The following is a 13,701-nucleotide window of genomic DNA, read 5'->3' as shown; positions in this document are numbered from 1 at the left end:
CTCTTGCGTCGAGAGGACCCTGCCGTGACCGGTCAGCCCATCCCCGTGATCATCGACTGCGACACGGGGGTCGACGACGCCCTGGCGCTGCTGTTCGCCGTCCGCCACCCGGGCCTCGAGCTGCGGGCGGTCACCTGCGTGGCCGGGAACACGGACGTGGACCAGGTCGTACGGAACACCCTGATCGTCCTGGACCACGCCGGGGCCGGTGACATCCCGGTCGCGCGCGGCGCCGCCCGGCCGCTGATCGAACCGGCCCGGTCGGCCGCGCACGTCCACGGCCAGGACGGCATGGGCGACATGGGCCTGCCCGCGTCGGCGCGCACGCCTGTCGACGTGGACGCGGTGACACTGCTGCGCCGCGAGATCCTGGCCTCGCCGAGCCCGGTCACCCTCATCCCCACCGCCCCGCTGACGAACATCGCGCTCCTCCTGCGGACGTACCCGGAGGTCACCCGCAACATCGAGCGGATCGTGTTCATGGGCGGCGCGGTGGCGGTCGGGAACGCCACGCCCGTCGCGGAGTTCAACGTCTGGCACGACCCGGAGGCGGCGGCGATCCTGCTGACGGCGGGGGTGCCGATCACGATGTACGGCCTGGACGTGTTCGAGCGGGTCCAGGTCCCGGCCGCGGATGTCCAGCGGTTGCGGGAGAGTGCGGTACCTCGGCTGAAGCTGGCCGGCGATCTGCTGGCCCACCGCGACCCGGCCGCCTCCGGCGACCCCACCCCCACCGGCGGGCTCGGCGACGCGGGCGCGGTCTGCGCGGTCGCCGACCCGGCCGGCCTCACCACCCGCCTCCTGCCGGTCGAGGTCGACCTCGCGCCGGGCCCTGGGCGGGGGCAGACCATCGTCGACCGGCGCCCCCGCCACGGCGAGTCCGAAATCCACGACGGAGCACGCGAACAGGCCCTGGTGGACGTGGGGTTGGACGTGGATGTGGAGCGGTACGTGAAGCTGTGGCTGGAGACGGTGGAGGGGGCGCAAGAGAGGCCGGTTTCCTAAGCGTCCTTGCGCGGTCTGCCTCGTCTCGGGGCAAGCGGACGCCACGAGTTCACGTCCTCGGTCGAAAGGCCGAGGACGGTGAGGTGTGCGTTGTATGTGTCCTCGACGGTTTCCCTCTCCGGTGTGCGACCGGTGCGGTATGCGTCGCCAGGCGCCGTGACCCGGGCGAGAAGGTCGGCGAGCGCCGTGAGCAGCGGCAGGGCAGACTCCGGACGCTGTCCATGGGCGTGGGAGTCGGCTTCGAGGAGGCTGAGCACCGCCGAGGTGCGCTCGTCGCCGGACCAGCCGGCCCAGCCTATCGGTGTGTTGGGAGACAGAGGTGAGGCGGACGACGGGAAGGAAACGAACCGCTCGTTCGGGACGTCGAACTTGCCGCGGTGTTGCCAGTAGGACGGCCTGAGGAAGTCCGCGGACGTGAAGCGCGGTGGGTCGGCGATCGGACGGGGCGCGTTGCCGGCCGGCCCCTCTCGGTCTTCTCGGCGTTGGGCTTCCCAGACTCTCCCCCACTCGTGCCGCTTCGCGAGGCCCGATGCCTTGTACCGGAGAGGCGCGGCCTGGGGCACGTGTTCGTCGGCAAGTAGGTCCAGCAGCACGTCCGTCATTGCGGAACCGGGGGCGTACAGAGCCGCCAGGGTAATGAAATCCTCGTTCCCGCCCAGCAGTTCGGCCAGTTGGCGAGGCGTACGGGCGACGGGCCGTGGTCCCGCCGGGGAGGTCTCGAACCACAGGTGGGTCGCTTCGCAGAGGTCCAGCAGGCGTTGCCGGAGCACCAGCTCGACCCTGGTTTCCCAGGGCTCGTCCGACCAGCGGCGTTTGTAGCCGGGCTGTTCCAGCAGCTGCAGCGAGGCGTTCTGCTCAATTGCGTTCACCCGGCGTTGCACCAGGGCCCGGTACGCCGGAGGCCAGTGCTGGGGAAGGTCGGTCACCGGCGTCGCCGAGTGGCGCGCGAACCACTGTGTCTCTGCTTCTCCCGTGGCCACGCGCCGGGCGAGCATGATTTCGAAGGGGCGCTCTCCCACTGCGAGGTCGGGAACATCCTCGACCGGACCGATCAGTTCCTCGTCGTCGGGGATCAGGCCGTATTGGGCGTACACCGTCCAGTCGAGTTCCTCCTGGAGGGCGATCATCCGTGATCTGAGCGACGACCACCGGTATCGGGCCGAGTTGAGGAATCGACCGGTGATCGGGGTGTCGGGGGCGGCGATCTCCTGCAGGACGCGTTGGGCCTCGGCTGCCAGGCGGTGCAGTTCGCTCGCTTCCATGACGGGGAATGCGGTGGGAAGCGGCAGGTCGAGGAGCCGGGTCGAGGTGAACTCGTAGATTTTCGCCCAGGCTTCACCGCCTGCTTCAGCACCGCGCAGCTGGTCGGCGCGCGACTGCCCCTTGCTTTGGCTCATCTGCTTCAGCCAGAAACTCACGGCCGAGCTGTTGAGAGTACCCAGGAGCCCGAGATGGGACTCCGCCGATTCGCTCTTCGGCAGTTTGATCACCGGTGCCGAATTGAGCGGGACGGCAGACCCTTCGAGCAGGCTGAAGTGAGGGTGGGTGGCAACCCAGGGAAAGACTATGGACCACGGATGCGCGTCCCCGGTCGCTGCGATGTGGTGCCAGTCGTACCAGGGTGCTGACTTCTTCGCGCCCTTCCGATTCCGCAGTGTCGTTCGGTACGGCCACAGTCGGCGGTGGTGTCCGGGGACGCTTCGCAGGTCGATGACGTGTCCGAAGGGGTGACTTGTGTGGGGGTAGAACGCCATCAGGGCCGGGGACGCGGACCAGTCGCGGACCTCGGAACCAGTCAGCACCGGCACGGTGGCAAACTCCTCGGCCCTTTGACGCCGGAAGGAACCGGCGGTGGCGCAGAAGAGGTCGTCGGATCCGGTGTTGGCGGCGTAGCCGATGCGGACGACACGGTCGCCGAGTCGATGGGGGCGCTGAGTCTCGCTCTCCATACGGCGCAGCACGTCGCGGGCCGCCGACGGAGTGAGGCTCCAGGGAAAAACGCTCAGCTGTCCGCGGTCCTGCAAGTAGGACTCCGCCCACTCGCTTGTCCCCTCGGCTGTGAATGCCAGGGCCCGTAGTGACTGCCAGACATGGCCCTGTTCGGGCACCTCCGGTAGCCACGGTTCGCCCCGACGGCCGACGACCGTGTGGACGGGCGTACCGGGATCCGCCGCCCGGTTGCGGCCAGTGATGATGGCGGTCGGGGTGCCGTGCCCGGGGATGTATGCCCCGGACGTGTCGATGATGTGGGTGATCTCCACTCTGGGCAGGATGCGCTCGACGAGGTTGCGCCCGAACTCACGCTTCATGAAGGCGTTGGACGTGAGGAGTCCGACCCGGCCCGCTGCGTCGCCGGGCTGAGCGAGCTCGAAGGCCAGTTCCGTGAAGGGAACCGGCAGGGCATAGGCCCCGCTGCAGCTCTCGTAGAGGGAACGGTAGGCCGAGGACAGGGCCTTGTCCGCGACGGTGACGTACGGCGGATTGGTCGTCACCACGTGGTACGAGGCCGGGGTGAGAAGCCCATGACGAGCGGTGTACTCGTCGAGCTCGGAGGGGAGGCCCGTACTCGCGGTCATCGGGCTCGGGTCGGCGGTGCGGCGGTACAGGAGGGAGTCGCCGGTCGCGACGACCAGCGGCAGGTCCGGGACCTTCTCAAGGCGGCGTTCCCCGGTGGTGTTCATCGAGGCCAGCAATAGGCGGAACCGTGTGATGCTCACGGCGCACGGGTCGATGTCGCAGCCGTGCACCGACCTCAGGGCTCGCGCCGCTCGCTGCCAGGGGCTCATGTCCGGTCTGGTCTCGGACCAGCGCTGGAACAGTCGTGCGTATGCGTCCAGCAGGAACGCCCCCGATCCACAGGCGGGGTCGATGATCCGGAGGCCGGACAGCCCTCCCGCCTGGGAGGCCTGTGGCGTCGTGTGCTCCGCAAGGGCCGGTTCGAGCACGAGATCGTGGATGAGGTCCACGACGAACGCCGGGGTGGGTACCTGGCCGTAAGACTTACGCGCGCGTTCATTGAGTGACGAGTGGAGATCGGCCAGGAACCTCGTGTCACGCGAGGCGTCGGTGAAGTCGTACAGGAGAGTGCCGTCCGGGGTTCGGCGGCGCCAGAAGGAGAGCAACTCCTGGCCCGCCTCGTGGCCGGGCCTCAGCTGCCAGAGGGGATGCGTGCTGCTGAACACCGCGGCCATGGCGGGAAATGCGCGGAGCCGGTCGATGGCGTGAACGATCAGGTCGACGGCCGATGCGTGGGGTCGGGTCGCGTAGAACGCTTCATCCGTGACGTCCGCGGAGCCGGTGGCGAAGGAGATGTCGAGCAGGTCGTTGTCCTCGCAGAACCGGATCATCGCGGTCGCGAGTACCCAAGCGGTCGCCACCTGGGAGATCCGGGCGTCCAGCCAGGTCGACCAGGTGGCCGACGTCAGGTTGCGGTGCCTGGCGGTCTCGTATTCGTCGCGCAGCTTCTTGTCGGCCGGGTCATGGGGAAGGCGTGCGCCCAGGTCCGACTCGATGCGGGCGGTGAGCCGCAGCAGGTCGCCGGCCAGGCCGTTGTCGACGGGCATGTGCCCCTTCCCGGTCGGCTTCATATGGTTCTGGGTCCGACTTTATCACCGAGAGAGTGTCATAAAGTTTGGAGAGTGTTGTGATGACCCTCTACGCTCCTCTCGTGTTGGTCGGCCGCGACGGCCGGTCCGTCCTCGACGTAAGGGGTGGGTGGGTCATGGGTGGCGATGGCGGGGGACTCAAATGGGTGTGGGTGGCGATCGTTCTGATCGTCGCCTCGCTCCTCGGTGGTGTGGCCGCCTGTATTTCCTGGGTGACGACGGGTGGGAGCCCGGACCGGGAGCGGGTGAAGGGGGCGCTGGCCGCGGGCGGTGGGACCTTCCTCGGGGTGGCGGCGCTTGGTGTCGCGATCGGGAGTTTTCTGACCGGCTGACCTTGCCGCATCCCTTTAGGGATACAGTCCTTAGAGGCGTATCCCTAAAGGGATGCGGCAGACGCATTCCTCATCGCATCTCCTGTGGATGGCTTTCAAGGAGTTCACGTGCAGCATCACGCCAGGCCGGTCAAGCCGTCGCGCCTCTTCGATCGCGGTGCCGAATGGGACGCGCTCAGCGCTTTCGTGAGCCGGCCGCTGCCGCACGCCATGCTCGGCATCGTCAGTGGCCGACGGCGCATGGGGAAGACGTATCTGCTCCGGGCGCTCGTAGAGCAGTGCGGGGGGTTCTACTTCGGGGCCACCGCCGGGACCGAGGCCGAGTCGCTCCGGCAGTTCAGCGCCGCCCTGGCCGAGCACCAGGGTTCTCCGGTGCCCTTCTCCTTCGCGACCTGGGACGACGCGATCTCGTATCTCTTCGGTCTTGCCGTTCCGGGGCGAGGGGACAGCCCGTTCCTCGTGGTCGTCGACGAGTTCCCGTACCTGGCGAAGGTGGCGCCGGAGCTTCCCTCGCTCATCCAGCGGGCGATCGACCGCTACCAGGTGGAGGAGAGCGGCATGCGGCTGCTCCTGTGCGGGTCGGCGATGTCCGTCATGGGAGGGCTGCTCGCCAGCACCGCGCCGCTGCGCGGCAGGGCTCAGCTCGAACTCGTCGTACGCCCCTTCGGATACCGGGCCGCGGCGGATTTCTGGAGCGTGGCCGACGAACCGGCCCTCGCCGCACGGCTGCACGCGGTGGTCGGAGGCACGCCCGCGTACCGTCGCCAGTTCCTCGCGGACGACGTCCCCGCCGGGCTCGGGGACTTCGACGACTGGGTGTGCCGGACCGTCCTCTCGCCGTTCAGTCCGCTCTTCCGCGAGGCGCGCTACCTGCTCGCCGAGGAGGCCGACATCCGTGACACCGCGCTCTACCACTCCGTCCTCGCGGCGGTGGCGCAGGGCAACACCACACGGGGCGGTATCGCCGGCTACATCGGCCGCAAGTCCGTCGACATCTCGCATCCGCTCAACGTCCTTGAGGACAGCCACCTGTTGGCGCGCGAGGCGGACATCTTCCGGGCCGGGAAGTCGCAGTACCGCATCACCGAACCGCTGATCAACTTCTATGAGGCGGTCATGCGTCCGGCCTGGGCACGGCTGGAGAGCGGACAGGCCGCGGAGGTCTGGGGGCAGTCGGCGGAGCGCTTCGCCGCGCAGGTGGCGGGACCGCATTTCGAGGCGGTGTGCCGGGAGTACGTGCTCGGACCCGGCAGGTCCCTGCTGAGTACGTCGCTGGGCGAGGTCGGCAGCGGTGTGGTGGCCGACCCGAAGGCCCGCCGGCAGATCGAGATCGATGTGGCCGTCGTCGAATCGGGGTCCGGTGCGAGCAGACCGTCGGTCGCGCTGCTGGGCGAGGCGAAGTGGGGGACCGTCATGGGGGTGAACCATCTGGAACGCCTGGGGCGGGCCAGAGACCTCCTCGCCGGCCGGGGCATGGATACGACACGGTGCGGGCTGGCCTGCTTCAGCGGCGTCGGCTTCAGCGAAGCCCTCCGCACGGAGGCGGAAAGAGGCGGTGTGCTGCTGATCGGCCTCGACGAGTTGTACGGCCGTGCGATGCCGACGGCGCTGCTCCCCTGAACGAACGAGCCCCGCCGCTCACGGGCCCTGAGGCTGTCGTGAATGGCGGGGCGTCCGCGGAACAGAGATACGGCTACGAGTGCGAAGCCCGCCGGCGTCGCGTGGCCACCACGATCGCCGCGCCGCCCGCCAGCAGGACCGCCGCGCCGCCGACGATCGTGCCGGTGTTGCTGCCGCCGCCGGTCTCCGCGAGGTCTCCGCCGCCGCCGTTGGGCGAGGGGGCCGCCGCCGGGGCGCTGCTCGAACCGGAGGCGGCCGGGGTCGGGTTGGACGGGGTGGACTCCGGGGTCGACTCGGAGGCGCTCGGGGTCGGGGTCGAGGACTCGTCGGCCGGCGGGGTCGACTCCGAGGCCGGCGGCGGGACCGACGCGGGGGTGGACGGCGTCGGGGTCGGGGACTCGGTGGTCGCGCAGTCCTTCGTGCCGCCGTTCCAGGCCGCGATCAGCTTGTCCTTGATGACGGTGTGGTCCGGTCCCGCGGGCAGGTCGCCGTGGACGAAGCCGTCGCCGGCGGCGGGGTTGCCGTCGTACTTGACCGCGCCGCGGTAGAGGTCGATCTGCGCGAAGCAGCCCTCGTCCGGCACCGCGATGTCGAGCGAGTCGGTCTGGCCCTTCTTCACGGTGACCGTGTCGAAGTCGACGAAGACCTGCTTGCCGGAGGTGGCGAAGGTCGGGCCGTGCGCGATGTACGAGGCGAGCGAGGCGGTGCAGCTGGCGGCGTCGCCCGCGGTGCGGACCTTGATGTGGACCTTGCCGTCGTCGGTGGGCTTCAGGTTCTGGTCGTCGACCTTGACGGAGGGGAAGAAGCTGGTGCCGTCCAGCGAGAACTGGCAGCCCTCGGTCTCGGTGACCGTGCCCGCGCCGGAGCCGGGCTTGTAGTGGCCGCCGGACTCCCAGCCGTCACCGCCGCCGCCGTGCCCCCCGGTGGCCCAGGCACCGGACGCGGCGGCTACGGAGGCCGCGGCGAGGGCGAGGGAGGCGGCGCCCGTCCCCAACAGGCGGCGCACGGTGACACGACTGGCTATGGACATACTGATCCCATCTGGCGTGTACAGGGTGTGGAGGGTGTGGAGCAACGCGAGAAACACCGGGCCCACTGGTCACATGCGCCACAGCGTGTGCTCATCGTGGGTCCACCGGAATATGACTGTCAACTTGCCTTGGTGTAGAGGGAATTCATAAGGAGACCACGTGTCCGACCTGTCCTCCCGTGACCCGAACTGGTGGCGTCAGGCCGTTGTGTACCAGGTCTATCCGCGCAGTTTCGCCGACGCCGACGGCGACGGACTCGGGGACCTCAGGGGCATCACCGAGCGGCTCACCCACCTCGCCGCGCTGGGCGTCGACGCCCTCTGGCTGAGCCCCTTCTACCCGTCCGAACTCGCCGACGGCGGCTACGACGTCGCCGACTACCGCGACGTGGACCCGCGCCTGGGCACCCTCGACGACTTCGACGCGATGGTCGCCGAGGCGCACCGGCTGGGCCTGAAGGTCATGGTCGACATCGTGCCCAACCACACCTCGCACCTGCACAGTTGGTTCCAGGAGGCGCTCGCCGCGGGGCCCGGTTCCGCCGCTCGCGACCGGTTCGTGTTCCGGGACGGACGCGGCGAGGGCGGTCAACTCCCGCCCACCGACTGGCCGTCGGTCTTCGGCGGCAGCGCGTGGCGCCGACTGCCGGACGGACAGTGGTACTTGCACCTCTTCACGCCTCAACAGCCCGACCTGAACTGGGACAACGAGGAGGTCCGGGCCGACTTCCGCACCACACTGCGCTTCTGGTCCGACCGGGGCGTCGACGGCTTCCGCGTCGACGTCGCCCACGCGCTGGTGAAGGACCTCGGCGAGCCGTTGCGGGACATCGGCCCGCTCGCGGCGAACGCCGAGGCCGTCCTCGACTCGATCCCGCCCGGCAGCCACCCCTACTACGACCGGGACGAGGTCCACGAGGTCTACCGCGACTGGCGCCGCAGCGTCTTCGACACCTACACCCCACCCCGCATGGCGGTCGCCGAGGCCTGGGTCCCGGCCGCCCGCCGCGCCCTCTACGCCCGCCCCGACGAACTCGGCCAGGCCTTCAACTTCGAGTACCTGGAGGCCGGTTGGGGCGCGGAGGAACTGCGCGAGGTGATCACCGGCTCGCTCGCCACGGCCCGCGCGGCGGGCGCCTCCGCCACCTGGGTGCTGTCCAACCACGACGTCGTACGCCACGCCTCGCGCCTGATGCTGCCGACGGGCACGGACCCGAACACCTGGCTCCTGTCCGACGGCCGCACGCCACCCGTCGATACGGCGGCCGGCCTGCGCCGCGCCCGCGCCGCGACCCTGCTGATGCTGGCGCTGCCCGGTTCGTCGTACGTCTACCAGGGCGAGGAACTCGGACTGCCCGAGGTCGCCGACCTGCCCGTAGAGGTCCTCCAGGACCCGATCTGGGAACAACAGGGCCACACCCACAAGGGCCGCGACGGCTGCCGGGTACCCCTGCCGTGGACCACGACCGGTCCGTCGTACGGCTTCGGGTCCGGCCCCGCGTGGCTGCCGCAGCCGGCGAGCTTCGCGTCGTACGCCGTCGAGGCACAGGACGGCAGCGAGGGCTCGACCCTGGAGCTCTACCGCAAGGCCCTGCGGCTGCGCCGCAAGCTGCTCGACGGGGAGTCGCTGGCCTGGGCCGCCCAAAGCCCGCCCGGGGTGCTGCACTTCACGCGCACCGAGGGCTGGCGGTGTGTCACCAACCTGTCGGCGGAGCCGGTCGCCCTGCCGCCGGGGGAGGTGCTGCTGAGCAGCGAACCGGCGGCGGGCGAGGGGCAGTTGGGGCTGCTGGCTCCGGACACGACCGTGTGGTTGGGGGCCTAGAGCGCTCTGGGGCACGCTCTGTGGCGCACTCACCCCACGGTCGGGGTCTGGCTGGCGCTGGGTGAGGCCTCGCCCGGCAGGACCGGCGGCTGGGTGGTGCTGTTCACCGGCGGGGTGAGGACGACCTCCGGCTGGCCCGCGGGCGGGGGCGGCGGGGTCAGGTCCACGGCCGGCAGCTTCGGCGGGGTCGTCTCCTGGAAGAGGACCTGGCTGAAGTTGACCAGGCCGGTGTCCTCCATCACCGTGATGTGGTCCAGGACCGTCGCGTTGGCCTGGTTGGCCAGGATCCGCACCAGGGTGTTCTCGGTCGTCCCGCGGATCTTCGCGATGGTGGCGAAGATCGAACCGTGCGTGACCCGCAGGATGTTGGCGAAGTCCGTGTCGAACTGCTTGCCGCTGTCGCCGTTCAGGGTGTTGATGAACCCCTGCTGCTGCGGGCTGGGCTGGTTCGGGATCGTGATGTTGAGCATGGGGGCGATCTTGCGGACGGTGGAGTCCAGCGCCGCGTGCCCGTCGATCAGGTGCTTGCTCGCGGTGATGACCGCGGGGCTCGCCCCCTTCTTCAGTCCCATCTGGCCGACGGGGTACTCCCACAGCCCGGCCGCGCGCACCTTGACCACGAAGTCGCGGTCGGCCTCGGTCAGCGGCCCCCACTGCGTGTTGGCGATCACGCGTGCGGGCGCGCTGGAGACCGTGTTGACGCCCAGCATTGCCGGATAGGCGAGGGCGACGAGGGTCAGGCTGAGGGCACCGCCCACAACCATCGTTCCCGTCGCGTTCCGCGAAAAGCGCACCGTACCTCCTGTGTCGTGGACCGCCCGTCGGCGGTACGGACAGTGGTGAGTACGGATCCGGGAAGCGCTCGAAGTCTTTGGTTTTGGTAAAGCCCGAGTGGGGCGCGTCACAAGTGGCGGGTGATGCCTCCGGTTCGGCGCCCCGATTACGGGTGGGTTGGGGCTAGTTGAACTGACCGGGCCGGTAGTCGCCGGCCGGCACCGTGAGCATGACGTTCATGCGGTTGAAGCTGTTGATGAGGGCGATCAGCGAGACGAGGGCCATGAGCTGCTCGTCGTCGTAGTACTTCGCGGCGTTCCCCCACACCTCGTCGCTCACCCCGCCGGCCGCGTCCGCGATCCGGGTGCCCTCCTCGGCGAGTTCGAGCGCGGCGCGCTCCGCGTCGGTGAACACGGTGGCCTCGCGCCACACCGCGACCAGGTTCAGCCGCACCGAGGTCTCGCCGGCGGCCGCCGCGTCCTTGGTGTGCATGTCGGTGCAGAACCCGCACCCGTTGATCTGACTCGCCCGGATCTTCACCAGCTCCTGCGTGGCGGCGGGCAGCGGCGAGTCGTCGACGACCTTGCCCGCCGCGATGAAGTGCTTCAGGGCCTTGCCGGCGATCGGGCTGGTGAAGGCGTTGAGTCGGGCACCCATGGTGGGCTCCTCCGCGTTTCGTGGTTTCGCTGCCGTTGCTTGCACAGGACTGACGAAACGGGCGACGCGAATGTGACACGTACGGGGAGCGGCACACGAAAACCGGTGGAGCTTTGGCTCTCTCCGCCTCTACCGTGCTGCTCGACCGAGTCGTCTGGGCAAGGACGTGCCGTTGTACACCGTGTGAGACCCCCCGAGTGCTGAAACGTCGCGCGTCGCGCTGTTGCGCCGCGCTCCTTTTTGCTGCGGTCTTCTCACTGGAACCGGTGTACTCCTGTGCTCGAAACCTGGGTGGTCATGCCCACCTGCCTGCCACTCGTCCGCCGCCGCTGCCACGCGTGCGGGGCCGGACACTTCCAAGCAAGCGGCAAGTTCCGCGTCAACGCCCACCACAAGCTGCTGGACGTCTGGCTCCTGGTCCTCTGCACGGCGTGCGGGGACACGGCGAAACTCACGGTCATGGAACGGGCGAACGTCCGCTCCATACGACCGGAACTGCTGGCACGCCTGCACGCCAACGACCTCGCTCTGACAGCGAAGTTGCTCCAGGACCCTGTTGTACAGCGACGTAACCGCATCGCCCTCGACTGGTCCGGCGCGTGGCGTCTCGACACCGGCGGATCGGACCACCTGGACCGCGAGGCGATCGACATCGAGGTCCGCTTCACGGCCCGGATCCCGGTCCGCCCGGTACGCCTGATCGCGGAGGGCTGCGCCCTGCCAAGGGCCGAGGTCGAAACCCTGATCACGGAGGGGAGGCTGGTCTCGACGGCCCGCCTGCACACCAGACTCTCCGACAACTTCACCTTCACCCTGAAGCGCTGAGGCGCTGAGGCGCTGAGGCACCTGCGCCCGTGGGGCCTGCCTGGCGGGTCCTACGGGGGCGGGGTGGGGGTCCCTCGTTGGCGGAATGTTGACCGGTGCATGGCACAGCGTTGGTGAACCCCCGCTATACGTTCGGGCCCATGCCACCACTCCCTCCACACCCCCAGCGGGCCCGTCAGGCGCCGCTTCCCGTGCTGCCCTATCGGAAGCCCACCAAGGGCCGTGACTACTGGGTGCTGAATGACGTCCTTCCGGATGCCGACGCCGTACGGGAACGGTGTCTCGCCAAGGACGACTGGGTGAAGGGGTATCCGTACACCTCGGAGACCTGGCCGGGGCTGCGGACCATGCCGGGGCTCGAGCCGGCCGAACTGGGGCGGATCGAGCGGCTGGTCAAACAGGCCACCGGGGCCAAGGAGTTGTGGGTGCAGAAGGCGCCCGGCGGCGGGACGCTCAACCACAACTGCATCCAGGTCGTGGGGGAGGGCGAGAGCGAGCCCCGGCCCCACACCGACTCGCGGTCGCTGTGCCGGTACGCCGCCGTGCTGTATCTGAATCCTTCCGTGCCGAAGGACTGCGGGACCAGTTTCTACCGGCAGCATCTGCCCGGCGGACGGCTCGGCGGGAATGTCGTGCAGGCTCCGCACAACAACCTCGTCGAGGCGCTGGGGACGCGGTTCGTGGCGCCGGACGCCTTTGAAGAGGACGTGCGCGTGCCGCACAGGTACAACAGTCTGCTGCTCTACCACGCCAACCTCGTGCACAGCGCCACCGGTTACCACGGCAGCACTCTGGAGGAGAAGCGGATGACCGCCGTCTTCTTCTGGATGGCCTGACCGGCGGTCAGTAGCGCAGCGCCGTTCCGGTCTCCGCCTTCACGTCGCCCGACAGCTTGCGGTTGCTGCGGGCGGTCGCCGTGCCGGACTTTCCGGCCGGGACGTCGGAGACGGTGACGACCACGGTGTCGAGCAGATTCCCGCCCGTGTCCTTGAACTCGACCTGTACGGCGAAGGACTTGGCCGAACCGGCCTTGTTGCCGGCGGTGACCTCGACGGTGCTGCGCCCGGCCGAGTCCGTGGTCGGCGTGCCCAGCTTCACCGCGTCCTTGGCGTCGACGCCGTTCTTCACCTCGTCGAGTCTTCGGCCGGCCTCGGCGGTCGCCGACGCGATGGCGGCCGTGGCCTGCGATCCGATGGACGCGACGGCGGACGCCGCCTTGCTCGCGACGGAGGAGGGACTGCTGTCGTCGGAGCAGCCGGTCAGGCCGGTGAGGGCGGTGAGGGTGACGGCTACGACCGCCGTCAGCGTCGTTCCTCCCCTGTGCCACGCCATGTCGCCTCCATGAGTTGCCGCTTCCCGGGCCGTCCCTCAAGTGAAGGTCCGTTGCCCTGTGCCCGCATGCCGGGCTCACTCGGACGGCGTAACCCCCCTGGTGGAGGACGTGTCTCGGCCGGATGGTCGAAGCACCACACACCACAGAGAGGTGGGGCATCGCCATGACGCAGCAGCCGCACTCGACACAGCAGCCGCACTCGACGTCGTCCACCGGCGGTGAGGAGAGGCCCCCGGTCTGGAACGACGCCGGTCAGGACCCCGGCACCCGTGGCTACGGGCCACCCCCGTCCGGCGGCGGGCTCGCGGCCGGCGGTGCCGTCTTCGCCGGTGTCCTGATGCTGATGAACGGCGTCATCGCCATCCTCCAGGGCATCTCCGCGCTCGCCAAGGACGACGTCTACACCCGCGTCGGCAGCTACGTGTACAGCATCAACCTCACCGGCTGGGGCGTGATCCTCCTCTGCCTGGGCGCCGTGGGCGTGGTCACCGGCTTGGGCATCCTCAGGGGCATGGCCTGGGCCCGCGTCTGCGGCATCGTCCTCGCGAGCCTCAGCGCGATCCTCCAGTTCATGTTCCTGCCGTACGCCCCGATCTGGTCGGTGATCATGATCGCGGTCGATGTGTTCGTCATCTGGGCACTCGCGGTCTACGACCCGAAGACCTCCGGCATTCGCCGGTAACGGCGAACAGCCGAAC

At 69.3% G+C, this 13,701-nt stretch carries 12 protein-coding genes; 7 read left to right on the top strand and 5 right to left on the bottom strand.

The genetic code is table 11. The annotated features are described in order from the left end of the window. Positions 1-24 precede the first annotated feature (24 nt). The gene (locus ACFXC1_RS25830; protein ID WP_381246211.1) at positions 25-1,005 is read left to right on the top strand and encodes a nucleoside hydrolase; all 981 of its coding nucleotides are present in this window, start codon (positions 25-27) and stop codon (positions 1,003-1,005) included. Here ACFXC1_RS25830 and pglX read toward each other — a convergent pair. After that, complete coding sequence (pglX, locus tag ACFXC1_RS25825) at positions 1,002-4,568, bottom strand: BREX-2 system adenine-specific DNA-methyltransferase PglX (RefSeq protein WP_381246210.1); 3,567 nt, start codon at positions 4,566-4,568, stop codon at positions 1,002-1,004. The genes ACFXC1_RS25830 and pglX overlap by 4 nt on opposite strands. 83 nt (positions 4,569-4,651) lie before the next feature. Between pglX and ACFXC1_RS25820 the strand changes: the two genes are divergently transcribed. Both ACFXC1_RS25820 and ACFXC1_RS25815 read left to right on the top strand, forming a co-directional pair. Then, positions 4,652-4,942 carry a hypothetical protein gene (locus tag ACFXC1_RS25820; protein ID WP_381246208.1) on the top strand — a complete coding sequence of 97 codons (291 nt, stop codon included), beginning with the start codon at positions 4,652-4,654 and terminating at the stop codon, positions 4,940-4,942. Positions 4,943-5,050: 108 nt separating this feature from the next. After that, positions 5,051-6,562: an AAA family ATPase gene (locus tag ACFXC1_RS25815; protein WP_381246206.1), complete on the top strand. Its 1,512-nt coding sequence runs from the start codon at positions 5,051-5,053 to the stop codon at positions 6,560-6,562. 73 nt (positions 6,563-6,635) lie between these two features. Here ACFXC1_RS25815 and ACFXC1_RS25810 read toward each other — a convergent pair whose 3' ends face one another. After that, a complete protein-coding gene (locus ACFXC1_RS25810; protein WP_381246204.1) occupies positions 6,636-7,592 on the bottom strand; it encodes an LAETG motif-containing sortase-dependent surface protein in 957 nt (318 codons plus the stop codon). Positions 7,593-7,752: 160 nt separating this feature from the next. Here ACFXC1_RS25810 and ACFXC1_RS25805 point away from each other — a divergent pair, with 160 nt between their 5' ends. Then, entirely contained in the window at positions 7,753-9,414 is a 1,662-nt protein-coding gene (locus tag ACFXC1_RS25805) for a glycoside hydrolase family 13 protein (protein ID WP_381246202.1), read from the top strand. A gap of 29 nt (positions 9,415-9,443) precedes the next feature. On the opposite strand, the gene ACFXC1_RS25800 is transcribed toward ACFXC1_RS25805, so the two are convergent. Continuing rightward, entirely contained in the window at positions 9,444-10,172 is a 729-nt protein-coding gene (locus tag ACFXC1_RS25800; protein ID WP_381246918.1) for a DUF4142 domain-containing protein, read from the bottom strand. 199 nt (positions 10,173-10,371) lie between these two features. Beyond that, on the bottom strand, positions 10,372-10,845 hold the full coding sequence (locus tag ACFXC1_RS25795; RefSeq protein ID WP_381246201.1) for a carboxymuconolactone decarboxylase family protein: 474 nt from the start codon (positions 10,843-10,845) through the stop codon (positions 10,372-10,374). A 297-nt stretch (positions 10,846-11,142) separates the two neighbouring features. On the opposite strand from ACFXC1_RS25795, the gene ACFXC1_RS25790 reads away from it, so the two are divergent. Together ACFXC1_RS25790 and ACFXC1_RS25785 are read left to right on the top strand one after the other, a co-directional pair. Further along, the gene (locus tag ACFXC1_RS25790; protein ID WP_381246199.1) at positions 11,143-11,670 is read left to right on the top strand and encodes a DUF1062 domain-containing protein; all 528 of its coding nucleotides are present in this window, start codon (positions 11,143-11,145) and stop codon (positions 11,668-11,670) included. A gap of 140 nt (positions 11,671-11,810) precedes the next feature. Next, a complete protein-coding gene (locus ACFXC1_RS25785) occupies positions 11,811-12,506 on the top strand; it encodes a DUF6445 family protein (protein ID WP_381246198.1) in 696 nt (231 codons plus the stop codon). Between the two features lie 7 nt (positions 12,507-12,513). On the opposite strand, the gene ACFXC1_RS25780 is transcribed toward ACFXC1_RS25785, so the two are convergent. Further along, on the bottom strand, positions 12,514-13,002 hold the full coding sequence (locus ACFXC1_RS25780; protein WP_381246197.1) for a hypothetical protein: 489 nt from the start codon (positions 13,000-13,002) through the stop codon (positions 12,514-12,516). Positions 13,003-13,166: 164 nt separating this feature from the next. Here ACFXC1_RS25780 and ACFXC1_RS25775 point away from each other — a divergent pair, with 164 nt between their 5' ends. Beyond that, complete coding sequence (locus ACFXC1_RS25775; protein ID WP_381246195.1) at positions 13,167-13,685, top strand: DUF7144 family membrane protein; 519 nt, start codon at positions 13,167-13,169, stop codon at positions 13,683-13,685. The last annotated feature ends 16 nt before the right edge of the window (positions 13,686-13,701 follow it).

Origin of the sequence: Streptomyces hokutonensis (assembly GCF_042751305.1) — a bacterium.
GTDB classification, from domain to species: domain Bacteria; phylum Actinomycetota; class Actinomycetes; order Streptomycetales; family Streptomycetaceae; genus Streptomyces; species Streptomyces hokutonensis_A.
Note: the sequence above shows the minus strand (reverse complement) of the source record. Positions and strands in the feature narration are given on the sequence as shown.

Excerpts from the sequence above, each read along its gene's own strand:
- ACFXC1_RS25810 (WP_381246204.1), bottom strand. The coding sequence starts at position 7,592 with ATGTCCATAGCCAGTCGTGTCACCGTGCGCCGCCTGTTGGGGACGGGC.
- ACFXC1_RS25785 (WP_381246198.1), top strand. The coding sequence starts at position 11,811 with ATGCCACCACTCCCTCCACACCCCCAGCGGGCCCGTCAGGCGCCGCTT.
- ACFXC1_RS25795 (WP_381246201.1), bottom strand. The coding sequence starts at position 10,845 with ATGGGTGCCCGACTCAACGCCTTCACCAGCCCGATCGCCGGCAAGGCC.
- ACFXC1_RS25820 (WP_381246208.1), top strand. The coding sequence starts at position 4,652 with ATGACCCTCTACGCTCCTCTCGTGTTGGTCGGCCGCGACGGCCGGTCC.
- ACFXC1_RS25790 (WP_381246199.1), top strand. The coding sequence starts at position 11,143 with ATGCCCACCTGCCTGCCACTCGTCCGCCGCCGCTGCCACGCGTGCGGG.
- ACFXC1_RS25780 (WP_381246197.1), bottom strand. The coding sequence starts at position 13,002 with ATGGCGTGGCACAGGGGAGGAACGACGCTGACGGCGGTCGTAGCCGTC.
- ACFXC1_RS25775 (WP_381246195.1), top strand. The coding sequence starts at position 13,167 with ATGACGCAGCAGCCGCACTCGACACAGCAGCCGCACTCGACGTCGTCC.
- pglX (WP_381246210.1), bottom strand. The coding sequence starts at position 4,568 with ATGCCCGTCGACAACGGCCTGGCCGGCGACCTGCTGCGGCTCACCGCC.